At 64.7% G+C, this 24,995-nt stretch carries 22 protein-coding genes and 1 pseudogene; 21 read left to right on the top strand and 2 right to left on the bottom strand.

Annotated features, from left to right (window positions below; genetic code table 11):
• Positions 1-9 precede the first annotated feature (9 nt).
• From NKI64_RS03665 to NKI64_RS03635, 7 genes are all read left to right on the top strand, one after another.
• On the top strand, positions 10-1,527 hold the full coding sequence (locus tag NKI64_RS03665) for a sugar ABC transporter ATP-binding protein (protein WP_023732918.1): 1,518 nt from the start codon (positions 10-12) through the stop codon (positions 1,525-1,527).
• 1 nt (position 1,528) lies between these two features.
• Positions 1,529-2,500, top strand: coding sequence for an ABC transporter permease (locus NKI64_RS03660; protein ID WP_023694460.1), 972 nt, complete (start codon positions 1,529-1,531; stop codon positions 2,498-2,500).
• Between the two features lie 2 nt (positions 2,501-2,502).
• Entirely contained in the window at positions 2,503-3,450 is a 948-nt protein-coding gene (locus NKI64_RS03655) for an ABC transporter permease (RefSeq protein WP_023704993.1), read from the top strand.
• Positions 3,451-3,578: 128 nt separating this feature from the next.
• Positions 3,579-4,604 carry a BMP family protein gene (locus NKI64_RS03650; RefSeq protein WP_023687751.1) on the top strand — a complete coding sequence of 342 codons (1,026 nt, stop codon included), beginning with the start codon at positions 3,579-3,581 and terminating at the stop codon, positions 4,602-4,604.
• Positions 4,605-4,778: 174 nt separating this feature from the next.
• Positions 4,779-6,290: an ABC transporter ATP-binding protein gene (locus NKI64_RS03645; RefSeq protein WP_352666509.1), complete on the top strand. Its 1,512-nt coding sequence runs from the start codon at positions 4,779-4,781 to the stop codon at positions 6,288-6,290.
• A gap of 281 nt (positions 6,291-6,571) precedes the next feature.
• On the top strand, positions 6,572-7,627 hold the full coding sequence (locus tag NKI64_RS03640) for an ABC transporter permease (RefSeq protein WP_023683937.1): 1,056 nt from the start codon (positions 6,572-6,574) through the stop codon (positions 7,625-7,627).
• Entirely contained in the window at positions 7,624-8,568 is a 945-nt protein-coding gene (locus NKI64_RS03635; protein ID WP_352666507.1) for an ABC transporter permease, read from the top strand. Before NKI64_RS03640 ends, NKI64_RS03635 begins: the two co-directional genes overlap by 4 nt.
• 71 nt (positions 8,569-8,639) lie before the next feature.
• Here the strand turns inward: NKI64_RS03635 and NKI64_RS03630 are convergent, their stop codons facing one another.
• Positions 8,640-9,407 carry an SDR family NAD(P)-dependent oxidoreductase gene (locus NKI64_RS03630; RefSeq protein ID WP_023686096.1) on the bottom strand — a complete coding sequence of 256 codons (768 nt, stop codon included), beginning with the start codon at positions 9,405-9,407 and terminating at the stop codon, positions 8,640-8,642.
• Between the two features lie 233 nt (positions 9,408-9,640).
• On the opposite strand from NKI64_RS03630, the gene NKI64_RS03625 reads away from it, so the two are divergent.
• Together NKI64_RS03625 and NKI64_RS03620 are read left to right on the top strand one after the other, a co-directional pair.
• Positions 9,641-9,796, top strand: a complete 156-nt coding sequence (locus tag NKI64_RS03625; protein WP_023670454.1) for a hypothetical protein — start codon at positions 9,641-9,643, stop codon at positions 9,794-9,796.
• 158 nt (positions 9,797-9,954) lie between these two features.
• Positions 9,955-10,911: an LLM class flavin-dependent oxidoreductase gene (locus tag NKI64_RS03620; protein WP_352666505.1), complete on the top strand. Its 957-nt coding sequence runs from the start codon at positions 9,955-9,957 to the stop codon at positions 10,909-10,911.
• A gap of 88 nt (positions 10,912-10,999) precedes the next feature.
• Here NKI64_RS03620 and NKI64_RS03615 read toward each other — a convergent pair.
• Positions 11,000-11,667: pseudogene (locus NKI64_RS03615) on the bottom strand (cysteine hydrolase family protein).
• Positions 11,668-12,004: 337 nt separating this feature from the next.
• Here NKI64_RS03615 and exbB point away from each other — a divergent pair.
• From exbB to NKI64_RS03555, 12 genes are all read left to right on the top strand, one after another.
• Positions 12,005-12,982 (top strand): tonB-system energizer ExbB, encoded by a 978-nt coding sequence (exbB, locus tag NKI64_RS03610; protein ID WP_027050525.1) that lies wholly within the window; start codon positions 12,005-12,007, stop codon positions 12,980-12,982.
• A gap of 6 nt (positions 12,983-12,988) precedes the next feature.
• Positions 12,989-13,447 (top strand): TonB system transport protein ExbD, encoded by a 459-nt coding sequence (exbD, locus tag NKI64_RS03605; RefSeq protein WP_023730202.1) that lies wholly within the window; start codon positions 12,989-12,991, stop codon positions 13,445-13,447.
• Positions 13,444-14,403, top strand: coding sequence for an energy transducer TonB family protein (locus tag NKI64_RS03600; protein ID WP_023730201.1), 960 nt, complete (start codon positions 13,444-13,446; stop codon positions 14,401-14,403). Before exbD ends, NKI64_RS03600 begins: the two co-directional genes overlap by 4 nt.
• Positions 14,404-14,574: 171 nt before the next feature.
• Positions 14,575-15,669 (top strand): transporter substrate-binding protein, encoded by a 1,095-nt coding sequence (locus tag NKI64_RS03595; RefSeq protein WP_023668588.1) that lies wholly within the window; start codon positions 14,575-14,577, stop codon positions 15,667-15,669.
• Positions 15,666-16,280 (top strand): ANTAR domain-containing response regulator, encoded by a 615-nt coding sequence (locus NKI64_RS03590; protein ID WP_023668589.1) that lies wholly within the window; start codon positions 15,666-15,668, stop codon positions 16,278-16,280. Before NKI64_RS03595 ends, NKI64_RS03590 begins: the two co-directional genes overlap by 4 nt.
• The gene (locus tag NKI64_RS03585) at positions 16,258-17,160 is read left to right on the top strand and encodes an ABC transporter permease (RefSeq protein WP_352666502.1); all 903 of its coding nucleotides are present in this window, start codon (positions 16,258-16,260) and stop codon (positions 17,158-17,160) included. Before NKI64_RS03590 ends, NKI64_RS03585 begins: the two co-directional genes overlap by 23 nt.
• 13 nt (positions 17,161-17,173) lie before the next feature.
• Entirely contained in the window at positions 17,174-18,094 is a 921-nt protein-coding gene (locus NKI64_RS03580; protein ID WP_023668591.1) for an ABC transporter permease, read from the top strand.
• A 76-nt stretch (positions 18,095-18,170) separates the two neighbouring features.
• Positions 18,171-19,766, top strand: coding sequence for an ABC transporter substrate-binding protein (locus NKI64_RS03575; protein WP_444849001.1), 1,596 nt, complete (start codon positions 18,171-18,173; stop codon positions 19,764-19,766).
• A complete protein-coding gene (locus NKI64_RS03570) occupies positions 19,756-20,700 on the top strand; it encodes an acetamidase/formamidase family protein (protein ID WP_352666500.1) in 945 nt (314 codons plus the stop codon). The genes NKI64_RS03575 and NKI64_RS03570 overlap by 11 nt, the downstream gene beginning before the upstream one ends.
• A gap of 187 nt (positions 20,701-20,887) precedes the next feature.
• Complete coding sequence (locus NKI64_RS03565) at positions 20,888-22,654, top strand: ABC transporter ATP-binding protein (protein WP_352666498.1); 1,767 nt, start codon at positions 20,888-20,890, stop codon at positions 22,652-22,654.
• Positions 22,655-22,782: 128 nt separating this feature from the next.
• Entirely contained in the window at positions 22,783-23,733 is a 951-nt protein-coding gene (locus tag NKI64_RS03560) for a hypothetical protein (RefSeq protein WP_027050529.1), read from the top strand.
• A gap of 49 nt (positions 23,734-23,782) precedes the next feature.
• Entirely contained in the window at positions 23,783-24,994 is a 1,212-nt protein-coding gene (locus NKI64_RS03555; RefSeq protein ID WP_023747346.1) for a hypothetical protein, read from the top strand.
• Position 24,995 lies beyond the last annotated feature (1 nt).

The raw sequence follows: 24,995 nt of genomic DNA, 5'->3' as shown, positions 1-24,995 counted from the left end.
TCGTTGAGCATGCCTGAGGCCAATACGGACATCATCAGACTGGGCGGCGCCGAAAAACATTTCGGCGCCGCCCATTTGGACATCATCAGGCTGAACGGCGCCGAAAAACATTTCGGCGCCGTTCGGGCGCTTAACGGCGTCGACTTCCATGTTGTATCAGGCGAATGCGTCGGGCTGGTCGGCCACAACGGAGCCGGCAAATCGACGCTGATGCATATGGTGGCCGGTACGCTGCAGCCCGATGGCGGTGAGATCGCGGTGCGTGGCAATGCCGAAACCGACTACTCGGTGGCGCGCGCGCTGAAACTCGGCATACGCTGCGTGTTCCAGGAACTGTCGCTCTGCCCTAACCTCAGTATCGCGGAGAATACGCGCATCAACCATCCGGCGCTCACCGGCTTCGGCTGGCGACGCAAGGCGGCTGCTCTCATTGCCGCCAAGCTGGACGAAATCTTTCCGGATCACGGCATCTCGGCAGACGACATTGCCGGCGATCTCTCCATCGGCCGGCGGCAAATGGTCGAGGTGGCGCGCGCCTTCACGGTGACGCGCGATCCGCTCGACTTGGTCATTCTCGACGAGCCGACCTCTTCGCTGGACGCGCATACTGCGGGCCAGCTGCTTGCCTTCGTGCGCCGTTTCGTAGCCACCGGGGGCAGCTGCATCCTGATCTCGCATGTGCTGGGCGAGGTGCTGCAGAATGCCGACCGCATCGTGGTCATGCGCGACGGCAAGGTGGTCGCCACGGACGTTGCAAAAGCGTTCGACCGCGACCGGCTGGTGGCCACCATGGGCGGCGCGGAAGCGCGCGAGAAGATCGCGGCGGAGATCGCCGCCAGGCCGGCGGCGGGCCCGCTCAGGGTGCGGGCGCGGCCCGAGCGGCAGCAGGACGGCAAGGAGCTTGTCGCTCGCGCCGGCGAGATCATCGGGCTTGCCGGGCTTGCCGGCCATGGCCAGACCGACCTGTTGCTGGCGATCTTTGCCGCCGCGACGCGTAGAAGGCTTGATATCGAGGTGACCGCCCCGGTGGCGCTGGTGGCCGGAGACCGCCAATCGGACGGCATTTTCCCGCAATGGTCTATTGCCGAAAACATCGGTATCCGCTCGCTGGCGCGGCTGCGCAAAGGGTTGCTGATCTCGCCGCAGCGCGAGGCCGAGCTTGCTGAGTTTTGGAAGCAGAAGATCGGCATCCGCACGCCTGACATGACCAACAACATCTTCTCGCTGTCCGGCGGCAACCAGCAGAAGGCGCTGTTTGCCCGCGCACTGGGTTCCGATGCGCAGATCGTGCTGATGGACGATCCGATGCGCGGCGTGGACATCGGCACCAAGCTCGAGGTCTACGATCTCGTGCGCGAGGAGGCGGCCAAGGGCCGGACCTTCCTCTGGTACACCACCGAGACCGAAGAGCTCGACAATTGCGACCACATCCATGTCTTCAAGAACGGCCGCATCGTCGCCAATCTCACGCGCGACGAGCTGACCGAGGAAAAGATCATCCAGTCCTCATTCGGCGACGCGGCCTGAGATGACGGCAGTCGCTCCCGGCCCTACGTCCTCGCCGCGCAGCAGCGCGGCCCGCGCGCGCCTGCTGCGCAGCCTGTTGCCGGCGCTGTCGCTGGCGCTGGTGGTTATCGCCATCGCCTGGCTCAACCCACGCGCCATCAGCTATTTCGGCTTCAGCTTGATGTTGAACCTCGCTATTCCGATCGCGCTGGCGACGATCGCCCAGATGTTCGTCATCGCCGGCAATGAGCTCGATCTGTCGATCGGCACCTTTGTCGGCTTTGTCGGCTGCGTCACCGCGACCTGGCTGAAGGACGCGCCGCTGCTCGGCGTGATCATCCTGCTCGGCTCCATAGGCGTTTATGCGCTGCTCGGCGCACTGATCCATCTGCGCAATCTGCCGTCGATCGTGGTGACGCTGGGCATGAGCTTCGTCTGGCAGGGACTTGCCATTCTGGTGCTGCCCAAGCCCGGTGGCAAGGCGCCGGACTGGCTCTTGTCGCTGATGGCCTTCAAGCCGCCCTTCATTCCGTTCCCTATCATCGCCGCGCTGGCGATCGCAGCGGTGGTGCATTTTGGGCTGATGCGCACCTCCTATGGCGTCATCCTGCGGGGATCCGGCGGCAATCCGGCGGCGCTCAGGCGCGCTGGCTGGTCGCTGCTTCGAACCAAGATCGTGCTGTTTGCGCTGACCGGCCTATTCGGCGTTCTGTCCGGCATGGCGCTGATCGGCATCACCACCTCGGCCGACGCCAATATCGGCAATGGCTACACGCTGCTGGCGATCGCCGGCGTCATTCTCGGCGGCGGCGAGTTCGTCGGCGGCCGGGTGTCGCCGATCGGCGCCGTGCTCGGCGCGCTGACACTGGCGCTGGCGGCATCGCCTCTGCTCACCTTCATGCACATTCCGCCGGACTGGCAGGTCGCGGCCAACGGCGCCATCCTGATCATCGTGCTGGCAGCCCGCGTCCTGATCAGCCGCAGGGAGAGGTAGCGATGACGCTGGTTAAATCGCTTGTCGCCAAACCCTGGATCTGGTCGTTCATCGGCGCGATGTTCGTCTGGCTGGCGACCATCGCTTTCACCGGCGGCTATGGCGGCGGCGGCATGATCACGGCGGCACTTTCGCTTGCCGTGTTCACCGTGATCGTCGGCGTCGGCCAAATGTTCGTCATCACGCTCGGGCCAGGCAATGTCGACCTGTCGCTGCCGGCCAATATCGGGCTCGCCAGTGCCGTCGCCATGAAGGTCATGGGCGGCAGCGATTCCATGATCGTGGTCGGGCTGCTCGCCGCGCTCGCCTGCGGCGCTGCCATCGGTGCCGTCAACTATCTCCTGATCTGGGCGCTGAGGATCCCGCCGATCATCGCCACTCTGTCGGCCAGCTTCATCATCCAGTCGATCGACATCAGCTATGGGCGTGGCCTGCAGATCAAGCCGCCGCCCGGCTTTGCCGATTTTGCGAACTGGCAAATCCTGGGCATTCCAGTGCTGGCGATCCTTACCGTGTTGTTCAGCATCGGTGCGGCCATCGCCTTGCAGCGCATGATCTATGGCCGCTCGGTGCTGGCGATCGGCCAGAACATCCGCGCCGCGTGGCTTGCCGGCGTCAATGTCGGCCGCACCCGCTTCCTGACTTACACGCTGTCGGGCGCGCTCGGCGGCATGGATGGGGCGCTGCTCGCCGGCTATTTCCGCGGCGCCAATGTCGATATCGGCAACGAGTACCTGCTGGCCTCGATCGCCGTCGTCGTCATCGGCGGCACCTCGGTCGCCGGTGGCAAGGCCAATGTTCCCGGTGTCTGGGGCGCGGCGCTGTTCCTGGTACTGCTTCTGACCATGCTCAACACGTTCGGCGTCAGCGCCGGCGTTCGGCTGTTGCTGACCGGGCTGATCATCGTCGGCGTCATCACCGTAGCCGGCGGCGAGAAGGCGCTGCGCTAAAAGGCGTGAGCCCGGCAGCAGTCCCGCTAAATTTGACCATGTGGACAAAAGTCCGCACCCGTTCCATAGTTCCGCGCCTGATTTCGGAACAGCCGGCTCGACACGGCTGTCAAACAGAGGGGCACTAGATGGAAAACCGGAAAAACAAATCGCAATCGACCGGCCTGTCGCGGCGCGACGTGCTGGAACTCGGCGCACTTGGCCTGGCCGCAGCCATGCTGCCGGGTGCAGCCTTCGCCAAGGACAAGAAGCTGAAGGTGGCGGCGATCTTCGCCACGCCGATCGAGGAGCCGTGGGACAACCAGATCCACGTCGCCCTGCAGAAGGCCGAGAAGGAACTCGGCATCGAATACAAATGGTCGGAAAAGGTGCAGACCGCCGATTTCAGCCGCGTCATGCGCGAATATGCGCAAGGCGGGTACCAGCTGGTGCTGGGCGACGCCTTCGCCGCCGAGCGTGAATCGCGCCGCACGGCAAAGCAGTTCCCGAAGACGGCATGGCTGTTCGGCTCGGGCGCCGGCCCGGCCGAGCCCAATTTCGGCGTCTTCGACAACTGGATCCACGAGCCGGCCTATCTGTCCGGCATGATCGCCGGCAAGATGTCGAAGTCGGGCACGATCGGCGCGGTGGCGGCCATGGGCATTCCGGAAGTGAACCGGCTGGTCAACGCCTTCTTTGCCGGCGCCAAGGAGGTCAATCCCAACATCAAGAAGAAGGTCGCCTTCATTGGCTCGTTCTTCGATCCGCCCAAGGCCAAGGAAGCGGCGGTCGCCCAGATCGATGCCGGCGTCGATGTCATCTATGCCGAGCGCTTCGGCGTCATCGAGGCGGCGGTGGACAAGAAGATCCTCGCCATCTCCAACATGTCCGACCAGTCGAGCCTCGGCCCCGACACGGTCATAACCGGGCCGGTCTGGGACATGTATCCGACGGTCGAGCAGGCGATCAAGCTGGTCAAGGCCGGTGTCTTCACCGCGCAGGATTATGGCGATTTCTCGCGCATGGCCAAGGGCGGGTCGTTCCTGGCGCCCTACCATAAATTCGACAAGACGCTGCCGGCGGATGTGAAGGATCTGGTCGAGAAGAAGAAGGTCGAGATCCTGGAAGGCAATTTCCGGGTGGATGTGGATGAGAACACGCCGGTTTCGGATTAGCTCGGCGCACCCCCTCCCCTTGAGGGGAGGGTGGCCCGCAGGGCCGGGTGGGGTCCTCCGCGAAGTGCTCCATCCTGCTAAGTCATGGGTTGAGGCAGTTGAGGTGACCCCACCCGCCTCGCTTCGCTCGGCACCCTCCCCTCGAGGGGGAGGGGTATCTCCGCAGGAGCATCCTTGTCCGCCCCTCTCATCGAAATGCGCGGCATCACCAAGAGCTTCGGCGCCGTCAAGGCGAATGAGGCTGTCGATCTAAGCGTCGCCCCAGGTGAGATCCTCGGCCTGCTGGGCGAAAACGGCGCCGGCAAGACGACGCTGATGAATGTGCTGTTCGGCGCCTATGCGCCGGATGCCGGCGAAATTCTTATCCAGGGCAAGACCGTGCGGATCACCAGTTCGGCCGATGCGCTGGCCGCCGGCATCGGCATGGTGCACCAGCATTTTCATTTGGCGCCAAGGCTGACGGTCCTGGAAAACCTTCTGATTGGCATTCCCGGCAAATCCTGCCGCATCGACCGCGCCGGCGGACTTGCCCGGTTGTCCGACATCAGCCGTCGGCATGGGCTGACGCTGGACCCCAACCTGCCTGTCTCCGCGCTGTCGGTCGGCGAGCAGCAGCGGCTCGAAATCGTCAAGGCGCTGTTTCGCGGCGCCAGCCTGTTAATCCTCGACGAGCCGACGGCGGTGTTGGCGCCGGGCGAGGTCGACGGGCTGTTTTCGGCGCTGCGCTCGATGGCGGCGCAGGGGCTCGGAATCATCTTCATCTCGCATAAATTGAACGAGGTGCGGGCGCTCACCCATCGCTGCACCGTATTGCGGCACGGCCGCGTCGCCGGCCGTGTCGACGATCCGGCGAACACGACATCGGCAGAAATGGCGCAGCTGATGTGCGGCCATGAGATCGTGCCGCCGGCAAGAGGACCTTCGACCCCAGGCGCGGCGGTGCTGACGCTCGACGGTATTTCCACCTCACGGCATTCGGGGACGCCGCTGCGCGATGTATCGCTTGCCGTTCGCGCGGGCGAAATCCTCGGCATTGCCGGGGTCTCCGGCAATGGCCAGCGGGCGCTGGCCGAGGTGATTTCCGGCACGCGCGCGCCCGACGCCGGCGCGATGACGATAGCCGGCAAACCTGTTACGCGGTTCTCGCCGCGCGAGGTGCAGGCGCTCGGCCTTGGCCGCATCCCGGAAGACCGTATGACGACCGGGCTGGTCACCAATCTGCCGCTCGCCGATTCCATGGTGTTGCCGCGCATTGGTACTGCGGCTTTCAGCAGCCGGGGCCTGCTCAAGCCAGATGCGATCCGCGCCTTCGCCGAAGAACAGATCAAGGCCTATGACATCAGGTGCCCCGGGCCGATGACCCGCGCCGGCGCGCTGTCGGGCGGCAATCTGCAGAAGGCGCTGCTGGCGCGCGAACTGGCTTTCGACCCGAAGGTGCTGATCGTCTCGCAGCCGACGCGCGGCCTCGACATCGGTGCCGCCCGCTTCATCCACGAAAAATTCCTCGACATGCGTGCCAAGGGCTGCGGGATCATCGTCATCGGCGAGGATCTCGAAGAGCTGCTGGTGCTCTGCGACCGCATCGCGGTGATGTATGAGGGCCGCATCGCCGGCACGCTGGACAGCGCCGATGCGACCATCGCGCGGCTTGGGCTGCTGATGACCGGGGCGGAGGGCAGAGCCTAGATGGACTTTCTCACTCGGTTCCTCGCAGAAACCTCAAATAATACTGCCCGCTTTTGGCTGACTTTAAGCGTCAGCGCTGCCCCTCACCTGCCTGCCGGCATCCTCTCCCCGTATAGAGACGGGGAGAGGGGCTCTCACCCATGGTTTCGCCAATCACCACAGCTGCAAGAGGGGAGTTGCATAGGGCCCGGATCCCTTCTCCCCGTGTCTATTCGGGGAGAAGGTGCCGGCAGGCGGATGAAGGGCGGCGCGACCGTCTGGGCGGCGGAGGGGCATAGCTGATGTTCCGCCTCGAAGCCCGCAGTTCCACCCCCGCCTGGTTCAATCTCGCTTTGCCGCTGCTGGCCATCGGCGCAGCGCTGGTCCTGTGCAGCGGCCTCATCGCGCTGGCAGGCGCCGGCGTGCTTGAGGCCTATGGCGTGATGCTGTCGGCCTCGTTCGGCGACAGCTATGCCATCACCGAAACGCTGGTGCGCGCCGCCCCGATGATCTTCACCGGGCTGGCTGTGGCCGTCGCCTTCCGGGCCAAATTCTGGAACATCGGCGCCGAGGGCCAATTGCTGGCCGGCGCCGTGGCCAGCTGCTTCGTCGGCGCCATCCCAATGCCGGGCGCGCTGGCGATCCTGTCGATGGCGCTGGCGGGCGCTGCTGCCGGTGCCGCGGTAGCGCTGGTGCCCGCGACGCTCAGGGTCAAATTCAAGGTGGATGACGTCGTCAGCTCGCTGCTGCTCAACTCGGTCATCTACTATGCGCTGATGGCGCTGATCGAGGGGCCGTGGAAGGACTCGTTCAGCGGCTATCCGATCTCGCCGCCGATCGAGGATTCGGCGAATTTCCCGGTGCTGCTCGAAGGCACAAGGCTGCATCTGGGTGTCATCGCCGCGTTGATCGCGGCCCCGTTGATCTGGTTCCTGATCGTGCGCACCACGCTCGGCTTCCGGATCAGGGTCACCGGCGAAAGCCCGGAAGCCGCCCGCTATGGCGGCATACATGTCGAGCGGGTGCTGATCTCGACGGCGCTGCTGTCGGGCGCGCTGGCCGGGCTTGCCGGCGTCGGCGAGGTCGGCGGCGTGCATTTCCAGGTGATGAGCGACATTTCGCCGGGCTATGGCTATTCCGGCATCGTCGTTGCCATGCTGGCCAGGCTCAATCCGCTCGGCGTCGTACCGGCGGCGATCTTCCTGGCCGCCGTGATGACCGGCGCCGAAGCGATGTCGCGCGCCACCGGCGTGCCGGCGTTCCTCAGCGATGTCATCCAGGGCACGGCGCTGCTCGCCATGCTGGTGGCGCTGCTGTTCACGGCCTATCGCATCCGCCGCGTCGGTGCCGCCTTATGAGCGCGGTGTTGGAACAGATCTTTCAGGTCGGCTTCCTCGCCGCCATTATCCGCATCGCCACGCCGCTGGCATTTGCCACGCTGGGCGAGATGTTCTCCGAGCGGGCCGGCGTGCTCAATCTCGGTATCGAAGGCATCATGCTGCTCTGCGCGATGACCGGCTTCACCGCCGCCAGCCTCAGCGGCAGCCTGTGGCTCGGCGTGCTGGCCGCGGTGTTGACCGGCATGGCGATGAGTGCGCTGCATGCGCTGTTCACCGTGGCGCTCGGCCTCAGCCAGCATGTCTGCGGCATCGGCGTTACTTTGTTCTCGTCCGGCCTTGCCTATTTCCTCTACCGTCTGACCTTCGGCCAGCAATCGGTGCCGCCCAGCATCAAGGGTTTTCAGACGGTGCCGATCCCGCTGCTGTCGGATATTCCGGTTCTGGGGTCAGCGGTTTTCAACCAGTTTGCGCTGGTCTACTTGGCAATCATTGCCATCCCGCTCGCTGCTTTCGTGCTCTACCGCACGCCTTGGGGGCTGTCGGTGCGGATGGTCGGCGAGAACCCGCGCGCCGCTGATTCCGCTGGGGTCAGCGTCATCGCCACGCGCTTCCAGGCGGTCATCCTCGGCGGTGCGCTGATGGGGCTTGCGGGCGCCTTCCTCACCATGGCACAGTTCAACGCCTTCACCTTTGGTGTCGTGTCGGGCCGTGGCTGGGTGGCGATCGCGCTGGTCGTGTTCGGCCGCTGGGACCCGTGGCGCTCTGCGGGCGCGGCGCTGCTGTTCGCCTTCGTCGATGCGCTACAATTGCGCATGCAGGCGAGCGGCCTCGGGCATATTCCCTATGAGACGTTCTTGATGCTGCCGTTCATTTTCACCATCGTCGCGATGGCCGTGATGTCACGCAACGCGGTTGCGCCGTCGGCGCTGCTGAAGCCGTTTCGACGAGAAGAGCGGTAAGCGAGTAGGACTTGGCGCCCTTCCTCTCCCCCGATCGACGGGGGAGAGGAAGGGCGCCAAGCCTGGGATACTCACATCGCCGTAAAACCATTATCGACAAACAGATGCGTCCCGTTAACGAAGCTGGACTCATCGCTGGCGAGGTACAGCGCTGCCTTGGCCACTTCCTCAGGCTCACCGATGCGGCCCTGCTGTGCGGCCAATGCGGCGTCCGATACGTCGACGCCGAGCTTGCCGAGATCGGCGACCTCGCGCAGGCCGTGCGGCGTGCGGATGAAGCCGGGACAGACGGCGTTGCAGCGTATGTTGCGGTCGCGGAATTCGACTGCGATGGCGCGCGCGAACATGTGGCAGGCGCCCTTGGTGGTGTCGTAGAGCACCTCCATGGGTGTGGCCGCCACAGCCGAGATCGACGAGGTGCAGACGATCGAACCGCCACCGGCAGCGATCATGCCCGGGAGCACGGCGCGCGTCATCAGGAACATCGAGCGGACATTGACCGCATGCAGCCAGTCCCATTCCTGCACTGTCGTCTCCAGGAACGGCTTTATCACGATGGTGCCAGCATGGTTGAACAACACCGTGGCCGGGCCGAGCCTGGCAGTCGCCGCCTTCACTGCGGCCTCGACCTGCGCCTCGTCCGAGACGTCGGCCACCCAGTGTTCGGCGATATGTCCCCGCGCGCGTATCGCCGCCGCAGTGGCTGCCGCCGCCTCGCCATTGCGGTCAATGATCGCCACCTTGGCGCCTTCGGCGGCGAACAATTCCGAGGCCGCTCCGCCCATTCCGGTCGCGCCGCCCGAGATGATTGCAATCTTGCCGGCTAGTCTTGTACCCATGTTCTGTTCCCGTTCCCGATCGAAATAATCCGCATTTACGCCGGAATGGCGATGCTATCGCCTATGCAGACGTCGGCCAAGCTTGTCGCTCGCTTGTCTCCAACAGGGGGTCTCCCAGCAATGCCAAACCAAATAATAAGGAATACTGAGAAAATGATTCTACATATCTCCAAAAAATAGCACTCGACAAAGTCTACTGATTTTATAGATTAATCCGCAAGACGGAGGTCGATATGTCCTATATCCAGAACGCCGAGACGGACCGCACCAGCCAGAGGCTGGCCAATAGCCAGGCTTTCCGCCCGGCCTATGCCGGCGCTTTCGCCTATCTCGTCTTTGCCCTTGCGTTCGTGTTCACCGGGGCAGTCGTGCTCGGCTTGATTCCCTGACCGATCAGGCCGAGAGGGTGGCGACCTAGCGCTTTCAGTGAGTGACCGGAGTTGATGAACCGAACGCGGACGCGCTTTGGCGCTGATGCTTGTTTTTACGCATGTCGTCGTCTCAAAACCGGGGGCGACATACATCCAACGTGATGGAGGAGATGGCAATGCCGATCGAGTTCACGCATGTTCCCGGTAAAACGCACGCCGCCGATGCCGGTTCGGCCGTACCGTTCTTCTATGATTTCGTCGAGACGGCGACCAAGCTGTCGCTGATCGAGGATTCCGGCTTCCAGAACATCGTCGTCGACGACCCGGCCGGGCTGTTGACCAATATGGACATCGCCGCCCAGGCGCTGGACCGCACCTCGTCGCTGGAAGTGGTGCTGACGCACTGGGCCGGCGTGATCGCGCCAGCCGTTGCGGCGCGGCAACTGGCGGCGCTCGACGCCAGGAGCGGCGGCCGGCTGGCGCTGAGGATGCTGAGCGAGCCGCTGGATGACGACGATGCCGAGACGCGTCCGGTCGGCCACACCGTGGTCTGGCAGCGCATCGACGAATATCTGGTGCTGCTGAAGCGGCTGTGGTCGAACGAACGGCCCTTCGACCATGAAGGTGCATTCTACAGCATCAAGGGTGGCTATGTGCCGCGCAAGGGGCCGCATGGCGTCGACGTGATCATCCGCATGGGTGGCCAGTCCGGCACCGCGCTCAAGGTCGCCGGCCGCCATGCCGACGTGTTTGAACTCACGGCTGGTTCGCTCGACGAGATCCGCCAGCTGATGGAACGGGCGCGCAGCGCCGCCGCCGAGCATGGCCGCGCCGGCAAGCTGCGTTTTGCGCTTCCGGTCCGGGTCCGCTCGGAGGGTGGCGCCTCTACCGTCGGCCACAAGGCGGTCGAACTTTCCGGACCACCGGCGCAGATCGCCCTGTCGCTGCTGCCCTATGCGGCGCTGGGCATCAGCGAGTTCATGATCGTCGGTGTCGACCGGCCGCGCGAGATCGCCAGCGTCGGCCGCGAGACGATCGCGCTCTTGCGCAACTCGCTGGCACGCCGGGAGGCGGAGGTGCCGCAGCCCGGCGCGTTTGCCTCGCGGGGCGGGTCGGATATTCACGCAGGGTGAATTTGCGGGTGGAATGAAAGCTATTTCGTAGCGTTCCGTCACACCCCCCTCTGCCCGGCAGGGCAGAGGGGTGCTGTCCCGCCAGCGTCTAATCACCACTCAGCACTGCCAGCGCCTCCAGCACCGCGCCAGATTCCGTCAGCGCACCAAACACCCCGTCCTCCACCGTCACCATATGCAGCGCCGCGTCATGCGCGTATTGGTCGCCGCTGGCGCAGGCGTCGGCGATGGTCAGGCACTGGAAATTGAGGTCGCAGGCCTCGCGCAGCGTCGTGTGCACGCAGACATCGGTCGTGCAGCCGGAAAAGATCAGATGGGTGATGCCGCGTGCGCGCAGCACAAGCTCCAGATCCGTATAGGTGAAGGCGCTGTTGCAGGTCTTGTCGACGATGATGTCGTGCGGCGCGACGTCGATCTCGGCGACGATCTGAAAGCCGGGGCCGGAGCGCAGCAGCACGTCGGTGCCTTCGAGACCCGCCCGCTTGCGGCGCCATCTCTCGTACGGCGTCATGTCGGCCATGTCGCCGCGATATCCCTGCCTGGTGTGAATGATGGTGAGGCCGGCCGTGCGTGCCGCTGATATCAGTCGGTTGACCGTAGGCAGGATGGCGCGCAGCGGCGCGGGTCATAACCCTTCCTGGCGAAATAGCCGGTCGGCGAGAGGAAATCCTCCTGCAGGTCGATGACCAGCAGCGCGGTGTTTGCCGGCACCAGCCGGCCGTCATAGGGGAAATCGAACGGTATCGCCTTGATCATCGCAGCCTGCCTCAATTGCTGCTCGGCATCGTGGCCCAGCAACCCTGGGCCGTCCATCCCTCGGTGCGACGATAGACCGATGCCAGGACGATGTGCCGTTGAGACATCGCGCCCACAATCGTCGGCCAAAAAGCCATCTTGTTTGTTGACTACAAAGCTCATGTTTTATAGTCAAGCAGGGGCACTCGGCCGCCTGAATTGTTTTCCAGCGGCGGTGCCGCGTTTGAGAGAAGCCAGAATCCGTGGCTGGAGTTTTCGGGGTCGAGATGGGGGTGTTCCCGCATCCCGTCACCGGCCAGCCGATCGGTTACGTGCAATGACGAAGCGAGGACGAAGCGTGTCCAGAAATGGTTTGTTGGCGGCGCTGGCCGCGGTCATGCTGTCGGCCGGCAGCGCTGCTGCGCAAGAGCAGCCAAACACGCAGCCCAGGGTGACGACTGTGCCCGCTGCAGATCCCCAGTCGGCGCCAACCGTAGTCGAACAGCCCGCACCGGCTGCGCCTGTCGCGCCGGCTTCGCCAACTGCCGGGCAGGCGGCGCCGACCGCGCCCCAGCCGGCAAACCAGCCCGGTGCATCCGCGCAGGCCGAGCCTTCGGCAATATCGCTGACGCTGCCGCACGATCTGTCGCCCTGGGGCATGTTCATGGCCGCCGACATCATCGTCAAGGCGGTGATGATCGGGTTGGCCTTCGCCTCGCTCGTCACCTGGACGGTGTGGCTGGCCAAATCGCTGGAGATTCTCTTCGGCAAGCTCGGCGCCCGGCGCGCTGCGCGCGCCATCGGCAATGCCGCCACACTGCGCCAGGCCGGACGCTCGCTTGGCAACAGTGGCGGCCCCGGTGCGCTTTTGGTGCGGGCAGCCGAGGAAGAGACTGCCCTTTCGGCCGGTGCGCTCGGCCATGTTACCGGCGACGGGCTGAAGGAACGCGTGACGTCGCGCCTGTCGCGCATCGAGGCGGCGGCGGCGCGGCGCGTGTCGCGCGGCACCGGCGTGCTGGCGACGATCGGCTCGACGGCGCCCTTCGTGGGCTTGTTCGGCACCGTCTGGGGCATCATGAACGCCTTCATCGGCATCTCGCAGGCGCAGACCACCAACCTCGCGGTCGTCGCGCCCGGCATCGCCGAGGCGCTGCTCGCCACGGCGATGGGCCTGGTCGCGGCCATTCCCGCAGTGGTCATCTACAACCTCTTTGCAAGGTCGATAGCGGGCTACCGGCAGATTCTTGCCGATGCCTCGGCCGGGGTCGAACGGCTGGTCAGCCGCGATCTCGATTTCCGCACGGTGCCGCAGGCGCCCGCGCTGGCGGCGGAGTGATGGGCCATGGCGGCTAGAATTCGCGAGGCTATCGATGGCGATCTCGAAGAAAACCACGAGATCAATGTCACCCCGTTCATCGACGTCATCCTGGTGCTGCTGATCATCTTCATGGTCGCTGCCCCCTTGGCGACAGTCGACGTCAATGTCGATCTGCCGGGTTCGACGGCGACGCCAACACCCCGGCCGGAAACGCCGCTGTTCCTGACGCTGAAGGACGATCTGACGCTGGCGATCGGCAATGACAGCGTGCCGCGCCAGGCTTTCGCCGCGGTGCTCGACGGCAGAACCAAGGGCGACAAGCAGACCCGCATCTTCCTGCGTGCCGACAAGGCGGTCGGTTATGGCGAGCTGATGGAGGTGATGAACCTGCTGCGCGGCGCCGGTTATCTGAAGATCGCGCTGGTGGGGCTGGAGACGGTGCCGGCGGACGCATCCGCGGCGCACCCGGGCGCCGCCCCGTGACGCAACTGGCCGCCGCCGCCCCCGCGGCCGACCCGCCGCGCGCCGGCGTGCGCGAAATTGGCTTGTGGGCGGCTGCGGCCATTGTCATTGTCGGCGCGCATGTCGCGATCGTCTATGCCGTCCAGAGCTTCAGCCTAGCCAACATGGCCGATGGCGGCCCGCCGCCGGCTGTGACTATCGAGCTGTCGCCGATGATGGTGGCGCCGGCGGTGCAGGAGGACTCGATGGCCGACGTGGTGACGCCCGAGCCGCCGAACCAGATCGAGGAGGCGGGTGCCGAACTCAAGCCCGTCGTGGAGCCCGAGCCCGGTCAGCCAGAGCCGGTCACCGAGAAGACGGAAGCGGTTCAACCCGCCGCTCCGATCGAGACGGCAGCGGCCGAGCAGCCCGATCAATCGCCGCCGCTGGATGAGGTGGTGCCCGACATCGTCCCGACCATAGCGCCGGATGTGGTCATTCCGCCGCCCCAGACCAAGCCGGTGGAGACCAAGCCGGCGGAGACCAAGCCGATCGAGAAGGCGAAGAAGGCTGCCGAAAAACCCAAGCCGAAAGCAAAGAAAGAGAAGAAGGAAAAGGCCGCGCCGGCGAAAGCGGTCGTGACCGCCAGTGTCGATCAAAAGGCAGCGGCGAAGGCGTCGGCGCCGAAGGCTTCGCAATCGAGTGGATCATCAGTCAGTGCAAGCAAATGGAACTCCCAGCTGATCGGATGGATCAATCGGCACAAGCGCTACCCGAGCGCGGCAAGGTCGCGGCGCGCCGTGGGTACCGCAAATGTGACCTTCGTCGTCAGCGCTTCGGGCAAGGTGACCTCCGTCCGGCTGACACGATCTTCGGGGGACGCCGATCTCGATCGCGCCGCGCTCAGCATTCTGCAGGGTGCGACGGTGCCCGCGCCACCGCCTGAGAAGGCCGGTACGGCTGTCGTGGCGCCTTTGATGTTCACGCTGCGGAACTAGAATCAGCCGGACAAGGCCGATCCCATGACCACGTACTTTCCCGCTTGACTGACCCGCCGGACCGAATACGCTAGCGCAAAATACCGGCCTTGGTCGCCGGGCGGCAAACATGCCTCGTATGCCTCGCCCTCCGGCGCTGGCTGCGGGGCATTGTCATTTCTGAGGATCGGTTTGAAACGGCGTATCGAGATCGGCATCCTGTATTCCCGCTCGGGCAGCTACCAGCTGGTCTCCGATGCGTGCCGGATGGGCGCCATGCGCGCCATCGCCGACATCAATGCCGATCGGAGCTATGGCATCGAACTGGTTCCGGTAGAGCGCGATCCGCAAAGTAATGCCGATCGCTACGCGACTTTGTGCGAGGACATTTTCAGGACCAGCAGCGCGCGCCATGTCGTCGGTTGCGTCACCTCGTGGAGCCGCAAGGAAACCATCCCGGTGCTGGAGAAGGCCGGCGGCATGCTCTGGTATGCCTGCCCCTATGAAGGGTTCGAGGCCAACGAGCATGTCGTCTACATGCACGCCTGCCCCAACCAGCATCTGGTTCCGCTGATGGCGCATGTCGTGCCGCGTTTCGGCGCCAACGGCTTCCTGCTCGGCTCGAACTACATTTGGGGCTGGGAGATGAACCGCGTGGCGCGCGACCTGATCGCGGATGCCGGCGGCAAAGTGCTGGGCGAGCGCTATCTGCGCATCGGCGAGACCGACGTGTCGCGGCTGATCGCGGAAATCCGGGCGACGAGGCCGAGCTTCATCCTCAACAATCTGATCGGCACCTCATCCTACGCCTTCCTGGCGGCTTACCGCGAGCTGGGCGATGAGGATGCGGCATTCAGGCCGGAAAACTGCCCCGTCATCTCCTGCAACCTCACCGAAGGCGAGTTGCCGGCGATCGGCGATACAGGGAAAGGGCATCTGTCGGTCGGGCCCTATTTCGCGCCCCGGCCGGCTGCCTTCGCTTCGTCCTTCGAGGCCTCCGCCTATGCCTCGGTGCAGGTGATGGCCGACGTGCTGTCGCGCGACACTGATGCCGGCCCGGCGGAATTTTCCAAAGCCTTCGCCGAGCGGCGCTTCTCCACCCGGCTCGGGCCGATCGCCATCGACGCCCACTCCCAGCACGCGACGCTGCCGGTGATCATCGGCCGGATCGCCGATGGCTTCTTCGAGGTCGTCAGCCAGGAGGATGAGGTCGCGCCGGATCCATATCTGTCGCGCTACGACCCCGCCAACACGTTCGGCCGTCCGCGTCTGAGAGTGGTGTCATGACCCGGACGCGCATCCCCAATCTCGGCGGCGCGCGGGCTTTCATCCTGCATCGCCCGCATCCGACGGTGCAGGCAATCACCAGGCAATTGTCGGCCATCGGCCTGGCTACGATCGACTGCTGGCCGGAATTGCCGCCGGAAGCTCTCGCCGCCGATTTCGTCTTCTTCGATGCCGATCTCGGTTTCGACGAGCAATTCCCGTGGAAGCCGGGCGAGGCGCCGATGCCGCTGGTGGCGCTGATCGGTTCCGAGGCGCCGGGGCGTATCGAATGGGCGCTGTCGCACAAGGCCGATGCGCAGCTGCTGAAGCCGGTCGGCAATGCCGGCGTCTACAGCGCTCTGTTGATCGCGAGACAGAGTTTCGAGGCCCGAAAACATTTAGCCGGCGAGATAGCGTCGCTGCGCCAGCGCGTCGCCGAGCGCCAGACCATCGTGCGCGCGGTGACGGCCTTGTCGAAAGGCAGCGACGACGAGCGCGCCTATGCGCAGCTGCGTTCGCTGGCGATGAGCTGGCAGATCAGCGTCGAGGATGCCGCGCGTCGGATCGTGGCAATGACAAGCGAGGAAGCGACGGGGGAAGAAGGCGGCGATGACCAGTCCCATCGCGCCTGATCTACCGGTGCGCATGCCGGCAAAACCGCGCGCCGGTGTCTGGCGCCGGCTGGTGAAACGCCGCCTCGCGCTGCTCGGCCTGGTCATCGTCGCCATTGTCCTTGCCGGCGCTGTGCTGGCGCCCCGGCTGACCGGCTATGACCCCAACGAGCAGATGTTCGACGGCCTGACCATCGAGGGCTCGCCGCTGCCGCCCAGCGCCCAGTACTGGCTCGGCACCGACCTGCTCGGACGTGACCTCTTGACCCGCATCCTCTACGGCGCCCGCACCTCGCTGATCATCGGCATCGTCGCCAATGGCGTGGCGCTTTTGATCGGCACTTTGGTGGGCGTCACCGCAGGCTATTTCCGCGGCTGGATCGGCAGCGCGCTGATGCGCTTCACCGATCTGATGATGGCGTTCCCGGCGCTGCTGCTCGCCATCTGCCTGGCGGCAGTGTTTCAGCCCAGCCTGTGGATCGTCGCCATGGTCATCGCGCTGGTCAACTGGGTGCAGACGGCGCGTGTCATCTACACCGAGACATCGTCGCTGGCCGAACGCGAGTTCATCAACGCCGAGCGCAGCATCGGGGCGAGTGCGCCGCGCATCCTGTTTCGCCACATCCTGCCGCATCTCCTGCCCACCATCATCGTCTGGGGCACGCTCGGCATCTCCACCACGGTACTGCTGGAGGCGACGCTTTCCTTCCTCGGCATCGGCGTGCAGCCGCCGACGGCGTCGTGGGGCAACATCATTTTCGAGAACCAGACCTATTTCCAGGCCGCGCCCTGGCTGGTGTTCTTCCCCGGCGCCGCAATCCTGGCGTTGGCGCTGGCCTTCAATCTGATCGGCGACGCGCTGCGCGACATCCTCGATCCGACGCAAAGGGGCCGGGAATAATGGGGGGCCGGTCATGATCGCCTATCTCGGCCGCCGGCTGATCCAGTCGCTGCTCATCCTGCTTGGCGTCTCGCTGATCACTTTTGCGCTGCTCTACCTCTTGCCGGCCGACCCGGTGCGGCAGATCGCCGGCCGCAGTGCTACGCCGCAGACCGTGGAAAACATCCGCCAGCAGCTCGGCCTGGACCAGCCTTTCGTCGTCCAGTATTGGCACTACCTGACGAAGCTAATCAGCGGCGATCTCGGCCGCTCCTACATCCAGCGCTCGGAGGTTACCGAGCTCATCGTCTCGCGGCTGCCGGCCAGCCTGCTTTTGATGGTGGGCGCCATATTGTGCGAGTTGCTGATCGGTCTAAGCATGGGGCTGATCGCCGCCGTCAAGCGCGGCTCCGCCACCGACCAGACCCTGATGGTGGCCTCCTTCGTCGGCGTCTCGGCGCCGCAATTCGTCGTCGGCTTATTGCTGCTCTACGTCTTTGCCGTGCGGCTAAGCTGGTTTCCGATCGGCGGCTACGGCACATGGCGCCATCTGGTGCTGCCGTCGTTGACCATGGGCGTACTCGGCGCCGGCTGGTATGCGCGCATGATGCGCTCGTCGATGATAGACGTCCTGCGCCAGGATTATGTCCGCACGGCGCGGGCCAAGGGCCTGGCGCGCAGCGCCATCATATTCCGCCACGCACTGCCGAATGCCATCCTGCCGGTCATCGCCATGATCGGCATCGACATCGGCATCTTCATGGGCGGCATCGTCGTCGTCGAAAGCGTGTTCGGCTGGCCCGGCATCGGTCAGCTGGCGTGGCAGGCGATCCAGCGCGTCGACATTCCGATCATCATGGGCGTCACGCTGGTGTCGGCCTTCGCCATCGTGCTCGGCAATCTGCTCGCCGACATCATCGCGCCGTTCATCGATCCCCGCATCAAGCTCAGATGAAAATGAAACAGAGAAAGGGAACACAACAATGAAAAAGTTTCTCGCATCCACAGTCGCGGCATCCGCCTTGGCCCTCATGCTCGGCATGACAAGCGTCCGCGCCGAAGACACGGTCGATCCCAACGCCAAGCAAGGCGGCGCCATCACCATCACCTACAAGGACGATGTTGCGACCCTCGATCCGGCGATCGGCTATGACTGGCAGAACTGGTCGATGATCAAGAGCCTGTTCGATGGGCTGATGGATTACGAGCCAGGCACCACCAACCTGAAACCCGATCTGGCAGAAAGCTACGAGATTTCGCCCGACGGCCAGACCTTTACCTTCAAGCTGCGCCATGGCGTGAAATTCCACAATGGCCGCGAGATGACGGCCGACGACGTGAAATATTCGCTCGACCGCGTCACCAATCCGAAGACGCAGAGCCCCGGCGCCGGCTTCTTCGGCTCGATCAAGGGCTATGACGATGTCGCTGCCGGCAAGGCCGAAGGCCTTTCCGGCGTCACCGTCGTCGATCCCTACACGGTGAAGTTCGAGCTGACCCGGCCCGACGCCACCTTCCTGCATGTCATGGCCATCAATTTCGCCCATGTCGTGCCGAAGGAAGAGGTCGAGAAATATGGCGCCGATTTCGGCAAGCATCCGGTGGGCACCGGCGCCTTCAAGCTCGCCGAGTGGACACTCGGCCAACGCATCGTCTTCGAGCGCAATGCGGATTACTGGCACAAGGGCCTGCCGCATCTCGACAAGATCACCTTCGAGATCGGCCAGGAACCGATCGTGGCGCTGCTGCGCTTGCAGAAGGGCGAGATCGATGTGCCCGGCGACGGCATTCCGCCGGCAAAATTCCAGGAGGTGATGGCCGATCCCGAGCAGAAGGCGCGCGTCGTCGAAGGCGGTCAGCTGCACACCGGCTACGTCACCATGAACACCACCATGGCGCCGTTCGACAATGTGAAGGTGCGTCAGGCCGTCAACATGGCGCTCAACAAGGCGCGCATCATCCAGATCATCAACGGCCGCGCCGTGCCGGCCAACCAGCCGCTGCCGCCGTCGATGCCGGGCTACGACAAGGAATACAAAGGTTATCCCTATGACGTAGCCAAGGCCAAGGCGCTGCTGGCCGAGGCCGGTCATCCCGATGGTTTCGACACGCAGCTGTTCGCCATGAACACCGATCCCAACCCGCGCATTGCCCAGGCGATCCAGCAGGACCTGGCGGCCATCGGCATCAAGGCCAGCATCCAGTCGCTGGCGCAGGCCAATGTCATCGCCGCCGGCGGTGACAAGGCCGGCGCGCCGATGATCTGGTCGGGCGGCATGGCCTGGATCGCCGACTTCCCCGATCCGTCGAATTTCTACGGCCCGATCCTCGGCTGCGCCGGCGCGGTGCCGGGCGGCTGGAACTGGTCGTGGTACTGCAACAAGGACCTCGACGCCAAGGCGGCCGAGGCGGATTCGGTGGTCGACCCGGCAAAGGCCGGCGAACGCGACAAGATGTGGAGCGCCATCTACGACAAGGTGATGGAAGACGCGCCCTGGGCGCCGGTCTTCAACGAACAGCGCTTCACCATGAAATCCGCGCGCATGGGCGGCGCCGACAACCTCTATGTCGACCCGGTCCATATCCCGATCAACTACGACAATGTGTACGTAAAAGATGTGCAATAACTGCGACTACACCATCCATGGGCGCCACCACCATTTCGGCTGGGACAATTCCTTTGTCCCGGCCGAGCGGGTGGCGCCCGGCGCGACCATCGAGTTCCAGTGCCTCGATGCCGCCGGCGGCCAGCTGAACGCCGACAGCACGGTTGCCGAAATCGCCAAGCTCGACTTCGCCGGGGTCAACCCGGTGACCGGGCCGATCTTCGTCGAGGACGCCGAGCCGGGTGACGCGCTCAAGGTGACGATCGAGATGTTCAAACCGTCCGGCTTCGGCTGGACGGCGAACATTCCGGGTTTCGGCCTGCTCGCCGACGACTTCACGGAACCGGCGCTGAACATCTGGAAATACGATGCAGCCGGGCTCGAACCGGCGCTGTTCGGGAAAAACGCGCGCGTGCCACTGAAGCCGTTCGCCGGCACCATCGGCAATGCGCCGGCTGAGATGGGGCTTCACTCGGTGGTGCCGCCACGGCGGGTCGGCGGCAATCTCGACATCCGCGATCTCGCTGCCGGCACGACGCTCTATCTGCCGGTTGAGGTGGCCGGCGCGCTGTTCTCGGTCGGCGATACGCACGCCGCACAAGGCGATGGCGAGGTCTGCGGCACGGCGATCGAGAGCCCGATGGACGTCGTGCTCAAGCTCGACCTTGTCAAGGACGCCAGGCTGAAGACGCCGCGCTTCACCACGCCGGGCCCGGTGACGCGCCATCTCGACGCCAAGGGTTACGAGGTGACGACGGGGATTGGGCCGGATCTAATGGCGGGCGCGAAGGAGGCGGTGGAGCAGATGGTCGATCTGCTCGCTGGGCGTTACCAGATCGATCCGGTCGAGGCCTATATGCTGGCCTCGGTGTGTGGTGACCTGCGCATCAGCGAGATCGTCGACATGCCGAATTGGGTGGTGTCGTTCTATTTTCCGCGTTGCGTGTTTGAATGATGTCAGGTCGGCGCTGCACCCCCACCCCGCTGTTTCGCAGCGACCCTCCCCACAAGGCGGAGGGTAAAGCGCTGCCGCCCTACCTCCCCCTTGTGGGGAGGTCGGACCGGAGGTCCGGGTGGGGGTCAGCGCCAAGGTTTGTGCGAATGGTGCGACGAAACCAATCCGTCGCAGGGCTCCACCTACCATGACCCTCGCCGACAACCCCATCCTCTCCATCGCCAACCTCTCGGTCAGCGTGCGCGGCGAGGACGGCGAGCGCGATGTAGTCTCCAACCTGTCGCTGACGCTGGCGCGCGGCGAGACGCTCTGCATTGCCGGCGAATCCGGTTCCGGCAAATCGATGACCGCGCTGGCGATCATGCAGCTCTTGCCGCAGCCTGCCGCTCGCATATCGTCAGGCACGATCCATCTTGGCGAAACCGATCTAGCTGGTCTCGACGAGCGCCAGATGCGCCGCATTCGCGGTGACCGCATCGCCATGATTTTCCAGGAGCCGATGACCTCGCTCAACCCGGTGCTGTCGATCGGCCGGCAGCTGACGGAATCCATCGAGGCGCATACCAGCCTGTCGCGGGCCGAGGCCCGCCAGCGCGCCGTCGAGTCACTGAAGGCGGTGCGCATTTCGGAGGCGGAAAGCCGGTTAAAGCAGTTTCCGCACGAACTCTCCGGCGGCATGCGCCAGCGGGTGATGATCGCCATGGCGCTGGCGCTCGAGCCCGACGTGCTGATCGCCGATGAGCCGACGACGGCGCTCGACGTCACCGTGCAAGGCGAAGTGCTGGAGCTGTTGCGCGACCTGCAGCGCCAGCATGGCACCAGCGTCATCCTGATCACCCACGATATGGGCGTGGTTGCCGAAATGGCCGACCGGGTCATCGTCATGCGCGACGGCCGCATGGTCGAAGAAGGCACGACATCGGATATTTTTGCCCGCCCGCAGGCCGACTATACGCGCGAACTGCTGGCTGCCGTGCCGCGCATCGGCAGTGGCGTCGGTCGACAGAAATCCAGGGATGCGATTGACGTCTTGAAACCGGCCAATGTCGCCGAGGTCAACGACCTGCATGTCCGCTTCGATCTGCGTGGCGGCATCTTTGGCCAGGTCACCCGCCGCGTCCACGCCGTCGAGGGCGTCAGCTTCTCGATCGCGCCCAACGAAACGCTTGCTCTGGTCGGCGAATCCGGCTGCGGCAAGTCGACGACCGCCAAGGCGCTGGCCGGACTGGCGCCGTATAGCGGCGACATCGTCATTGGCGGGCGCAATCTCTCCGGTCTTGGCCGCGACGAACGCAAGGCGGTGCGCCGTGACGTCCAGATGATTTTCCAGGATCCCTTCGCCTCGCTCGATCCGCGCATGCGCGTCGGCGACCTCGTTGCCGAGCCGCTGGTGATCCATGGCATCGCCTCCAAGGACGAGCGCCGGGAACGGGTGGCGGCGCTGTTCGAGCGTGTCGGCCTGTCGGCCGAACAGATGGAGCTTTACCCGCACGAATTCTCCGGTGGCCAGCGCCAGCGCGTCTGCATCGCCCGAGCGCTGGCGCTACGACCAAAACTGATCATCGCTGACGAAAGCGTCTCCGCGCTCGACGTCTCGGTGCAGGCGCGTGTGCTCGATTTGCTGAAGGAATTGCAGCGCGAATTCGGCGTCGCCTATCTCTTCATCTCGCACGACATGGCGGTGGTCGAGAACATTTCCGACCGCGTTGCCGTCATGTATCTCGGCCAGATCGTCGAGATGGGCACGCGCGACCAGGTGTTTTCCAACCCGCGCCATCCCTACACCAGGCGGCTGATCGACGCCGTGCCGGTGCCCGATCCGGCGCAGCGCAGAACGCGCTTCGCGCGCTTCGACCAGGAAATCCCGAGCGCCACCCGCAGGATCGGGGAGGCGCCGCTGAAGCTGGCGCTGAACGATGTCGGCGGCGGCCATCTGGTTGCTGCGGAAAGCTGAGCCCGCACTGGCTGGCAGCTGTTCTTTTACTTTGTTGAGTACAACCAAGAACTGCCGTCTCGGGTTTACCGCGTCTTAGGTGGACGGCGGCCACTATACGGTCGGCGTTCTTGCCACGGGGAAAAATAGTGCTCAAGGCGGTTCTGCAGCTGCTGCCGGGTCGGTTCATGGATGTGCGCATGCGCGTATCCGCCGACTACGAGACGCGCGTCGTGGAGCGGCCCGGGCGCTGGATGAAGGCTGCCGAACTGGAGCAGCTGAGCAGCGATCTGCGGCTGGTAGCGTCCAAGACACTGAAGTTCGGCAGCCTGACCTATGGCGTGTTTTCCGGCGACCGCAGCCGGCTGGAACATTCCATCATCACCATTGTCTACCGGCGCAGCGACCGGCAGCCGATCGCCTTCAACTCGCTGGCGCTGATGGAGATATCGCTCGCCGGCAAGCCCTATGAAGTCTTGCACCTCGGTTTGGTCATGATCGATCCCGACGAGCGCAGCCGCGGGCTGAGCTGGATCCTCTACGGCCTGACCTGCTTCCTGATGTTTTTGCGCAATCAACTGCGGCCGATCTGGATTTCCAATGTCACCCAGGTACCCGCTGTCGTCGGCATGGTCGCGGAGGCGTTCAGCAATGTGTTCCCAGGACCGCATGCCGGCGCGCGCCGCTCGCTTACCCATGTGCTTCTGGCGCGGCAGATCATGGCGCGCCATCGCCATGTCTTCGGTGTCGGCCCCGAAGCTGGTTTCGACGAAGAGCGCTTCGTCATCACCAACGCCTATACGGGCGGCTCGGACGATCTGAAGAAGACCTTCGACGAGGCGGCCAAGCACCGCGTCGAGACCTTTAACGAGTTCTGCCGCAAGGAACTCGACTACACGCGCGGCGATGATGTGCTGCAGATCGGACAGATGAGCTTTCAGTCGGCGCGCACCTATCTCGCCGACGCGGTTCCGCGCGGCTCGCTTGCCGCCCTTGCGGTAGCAGGTGCGGCGGCCACGCTGCAGCGGCTGGTTTTGCCGGTGGTACACTGGGCGGATAGCAGCCGCCAATGGAATGTGCTGAGACCATGGACACGCTGATGGCTTCATCCGTGATGATGCCTGGGTGTGAGCTGATGGGCGCTGACCGATGAACCTCGACGACACGCTCGTGGCCGACACCATCACCTCGCTGGCGGCGCTGTTCGGGCTGCTGATCGTGATATCGGTCGTCGGCGGGCGCGACACCGGCGATCCGCTGTCGCGGCGTTTTCTGTTCGGTTTGCGGGTGCTGACGGTTCTGCTCGCCTGCCGCATCCTCGACTGGACTACCGGCCTCGCACTCTTCCGCTTCGTCACCATCGCGGCGGCGGGCCTGCTGCCGCTGGCCGCACTGCTGCTGACCGAGGGGCTGTTGCGCCGGCATGCGCCGTTTGCGCTAAAGTTCTTTGCCGCCGGCGGCGCCCTGCTGTTTCTACTGCTGGCGCCGATCCCGGAACGCTTTGCCGAGCCATGGCGGATGGCGGTACTACTTGCCTTCCAGTTCGGAGGTTTTCTCGCCATCGGCTGGCTGGTGATGACGCGCGATCGCGACAGCCTGTCGGCGGCCGAAAACCGCACGGTCGAGCGCATGGCGCTGTCGCTGCTGTTGATCATTCCGTTCATAGTCACCGACTACCGGCCCGGCCTGTTCGAAGTGCCGGTTCGGCTTGGCGGCATCGCCATCCTGTTCCTGTGTTGGCTGACGATCGGCCTTGGACGCGCGAGCCTCGGCCATCGCGACACGATCGGCGCCTTTACCGTGATTACGCTGAGCTCGGTTTTCGCCGGGCTGGCGCTGGGCGGCATCGACGATCTCGGCTGGCGCGGCAGTGTGCAGGGCGTGGTGATCGTGCTGTCGGCGACGCTGCTGGCAGTCATCTACAATGACAGCGTCAGCCTCACCGCGGAGAAGCGCCGCGACTCGTTGCTGAAGCATATGGCCGAGGGCGACCTCACCGATTCGGCGCGCTTCCTGCGCGGCCTGCAGAGCCATATTCTTGTCGACGGTGCGCTGATCCTGCCGGCAGCCGACCTCGGTGATTTCGACCTGAAGGTGCTGGCCCGTGCACTAGAGCAGGAGCCCGTGCGCTCGCTCGCCGATACGCAGCCGGGGGCGCCAGTCGACCAGGATATACGCGAGCAGCTGGCCTGGCTGTTCGAGAAATTTGAGGCGACCCATGTGCTGCTGGCGACGCTCGAGCCGTTGACCGTGGTGGCGCTCAACATGCCGGCGCTGGCATCGTCGCCGGGCGTGGAAATGGAGCTGCGGGCAGTCCAGCGCATGGCGATGCTGATCTCGCAGCGGCATGCGAAGGGTTGAT

The organism is Mesorhizobium sp. M0478, assembly GCF_040321305.1.
Classification (GTDB): domain Bacteria; phylum Pseudomonadota; class Alphaproteobacteria; order Rhizobiales; family Rhizobiaceae; genus Mesorhizobium.
This window is presented reverse-complemented; position numbering and strand designations above follow the sequence as displayed.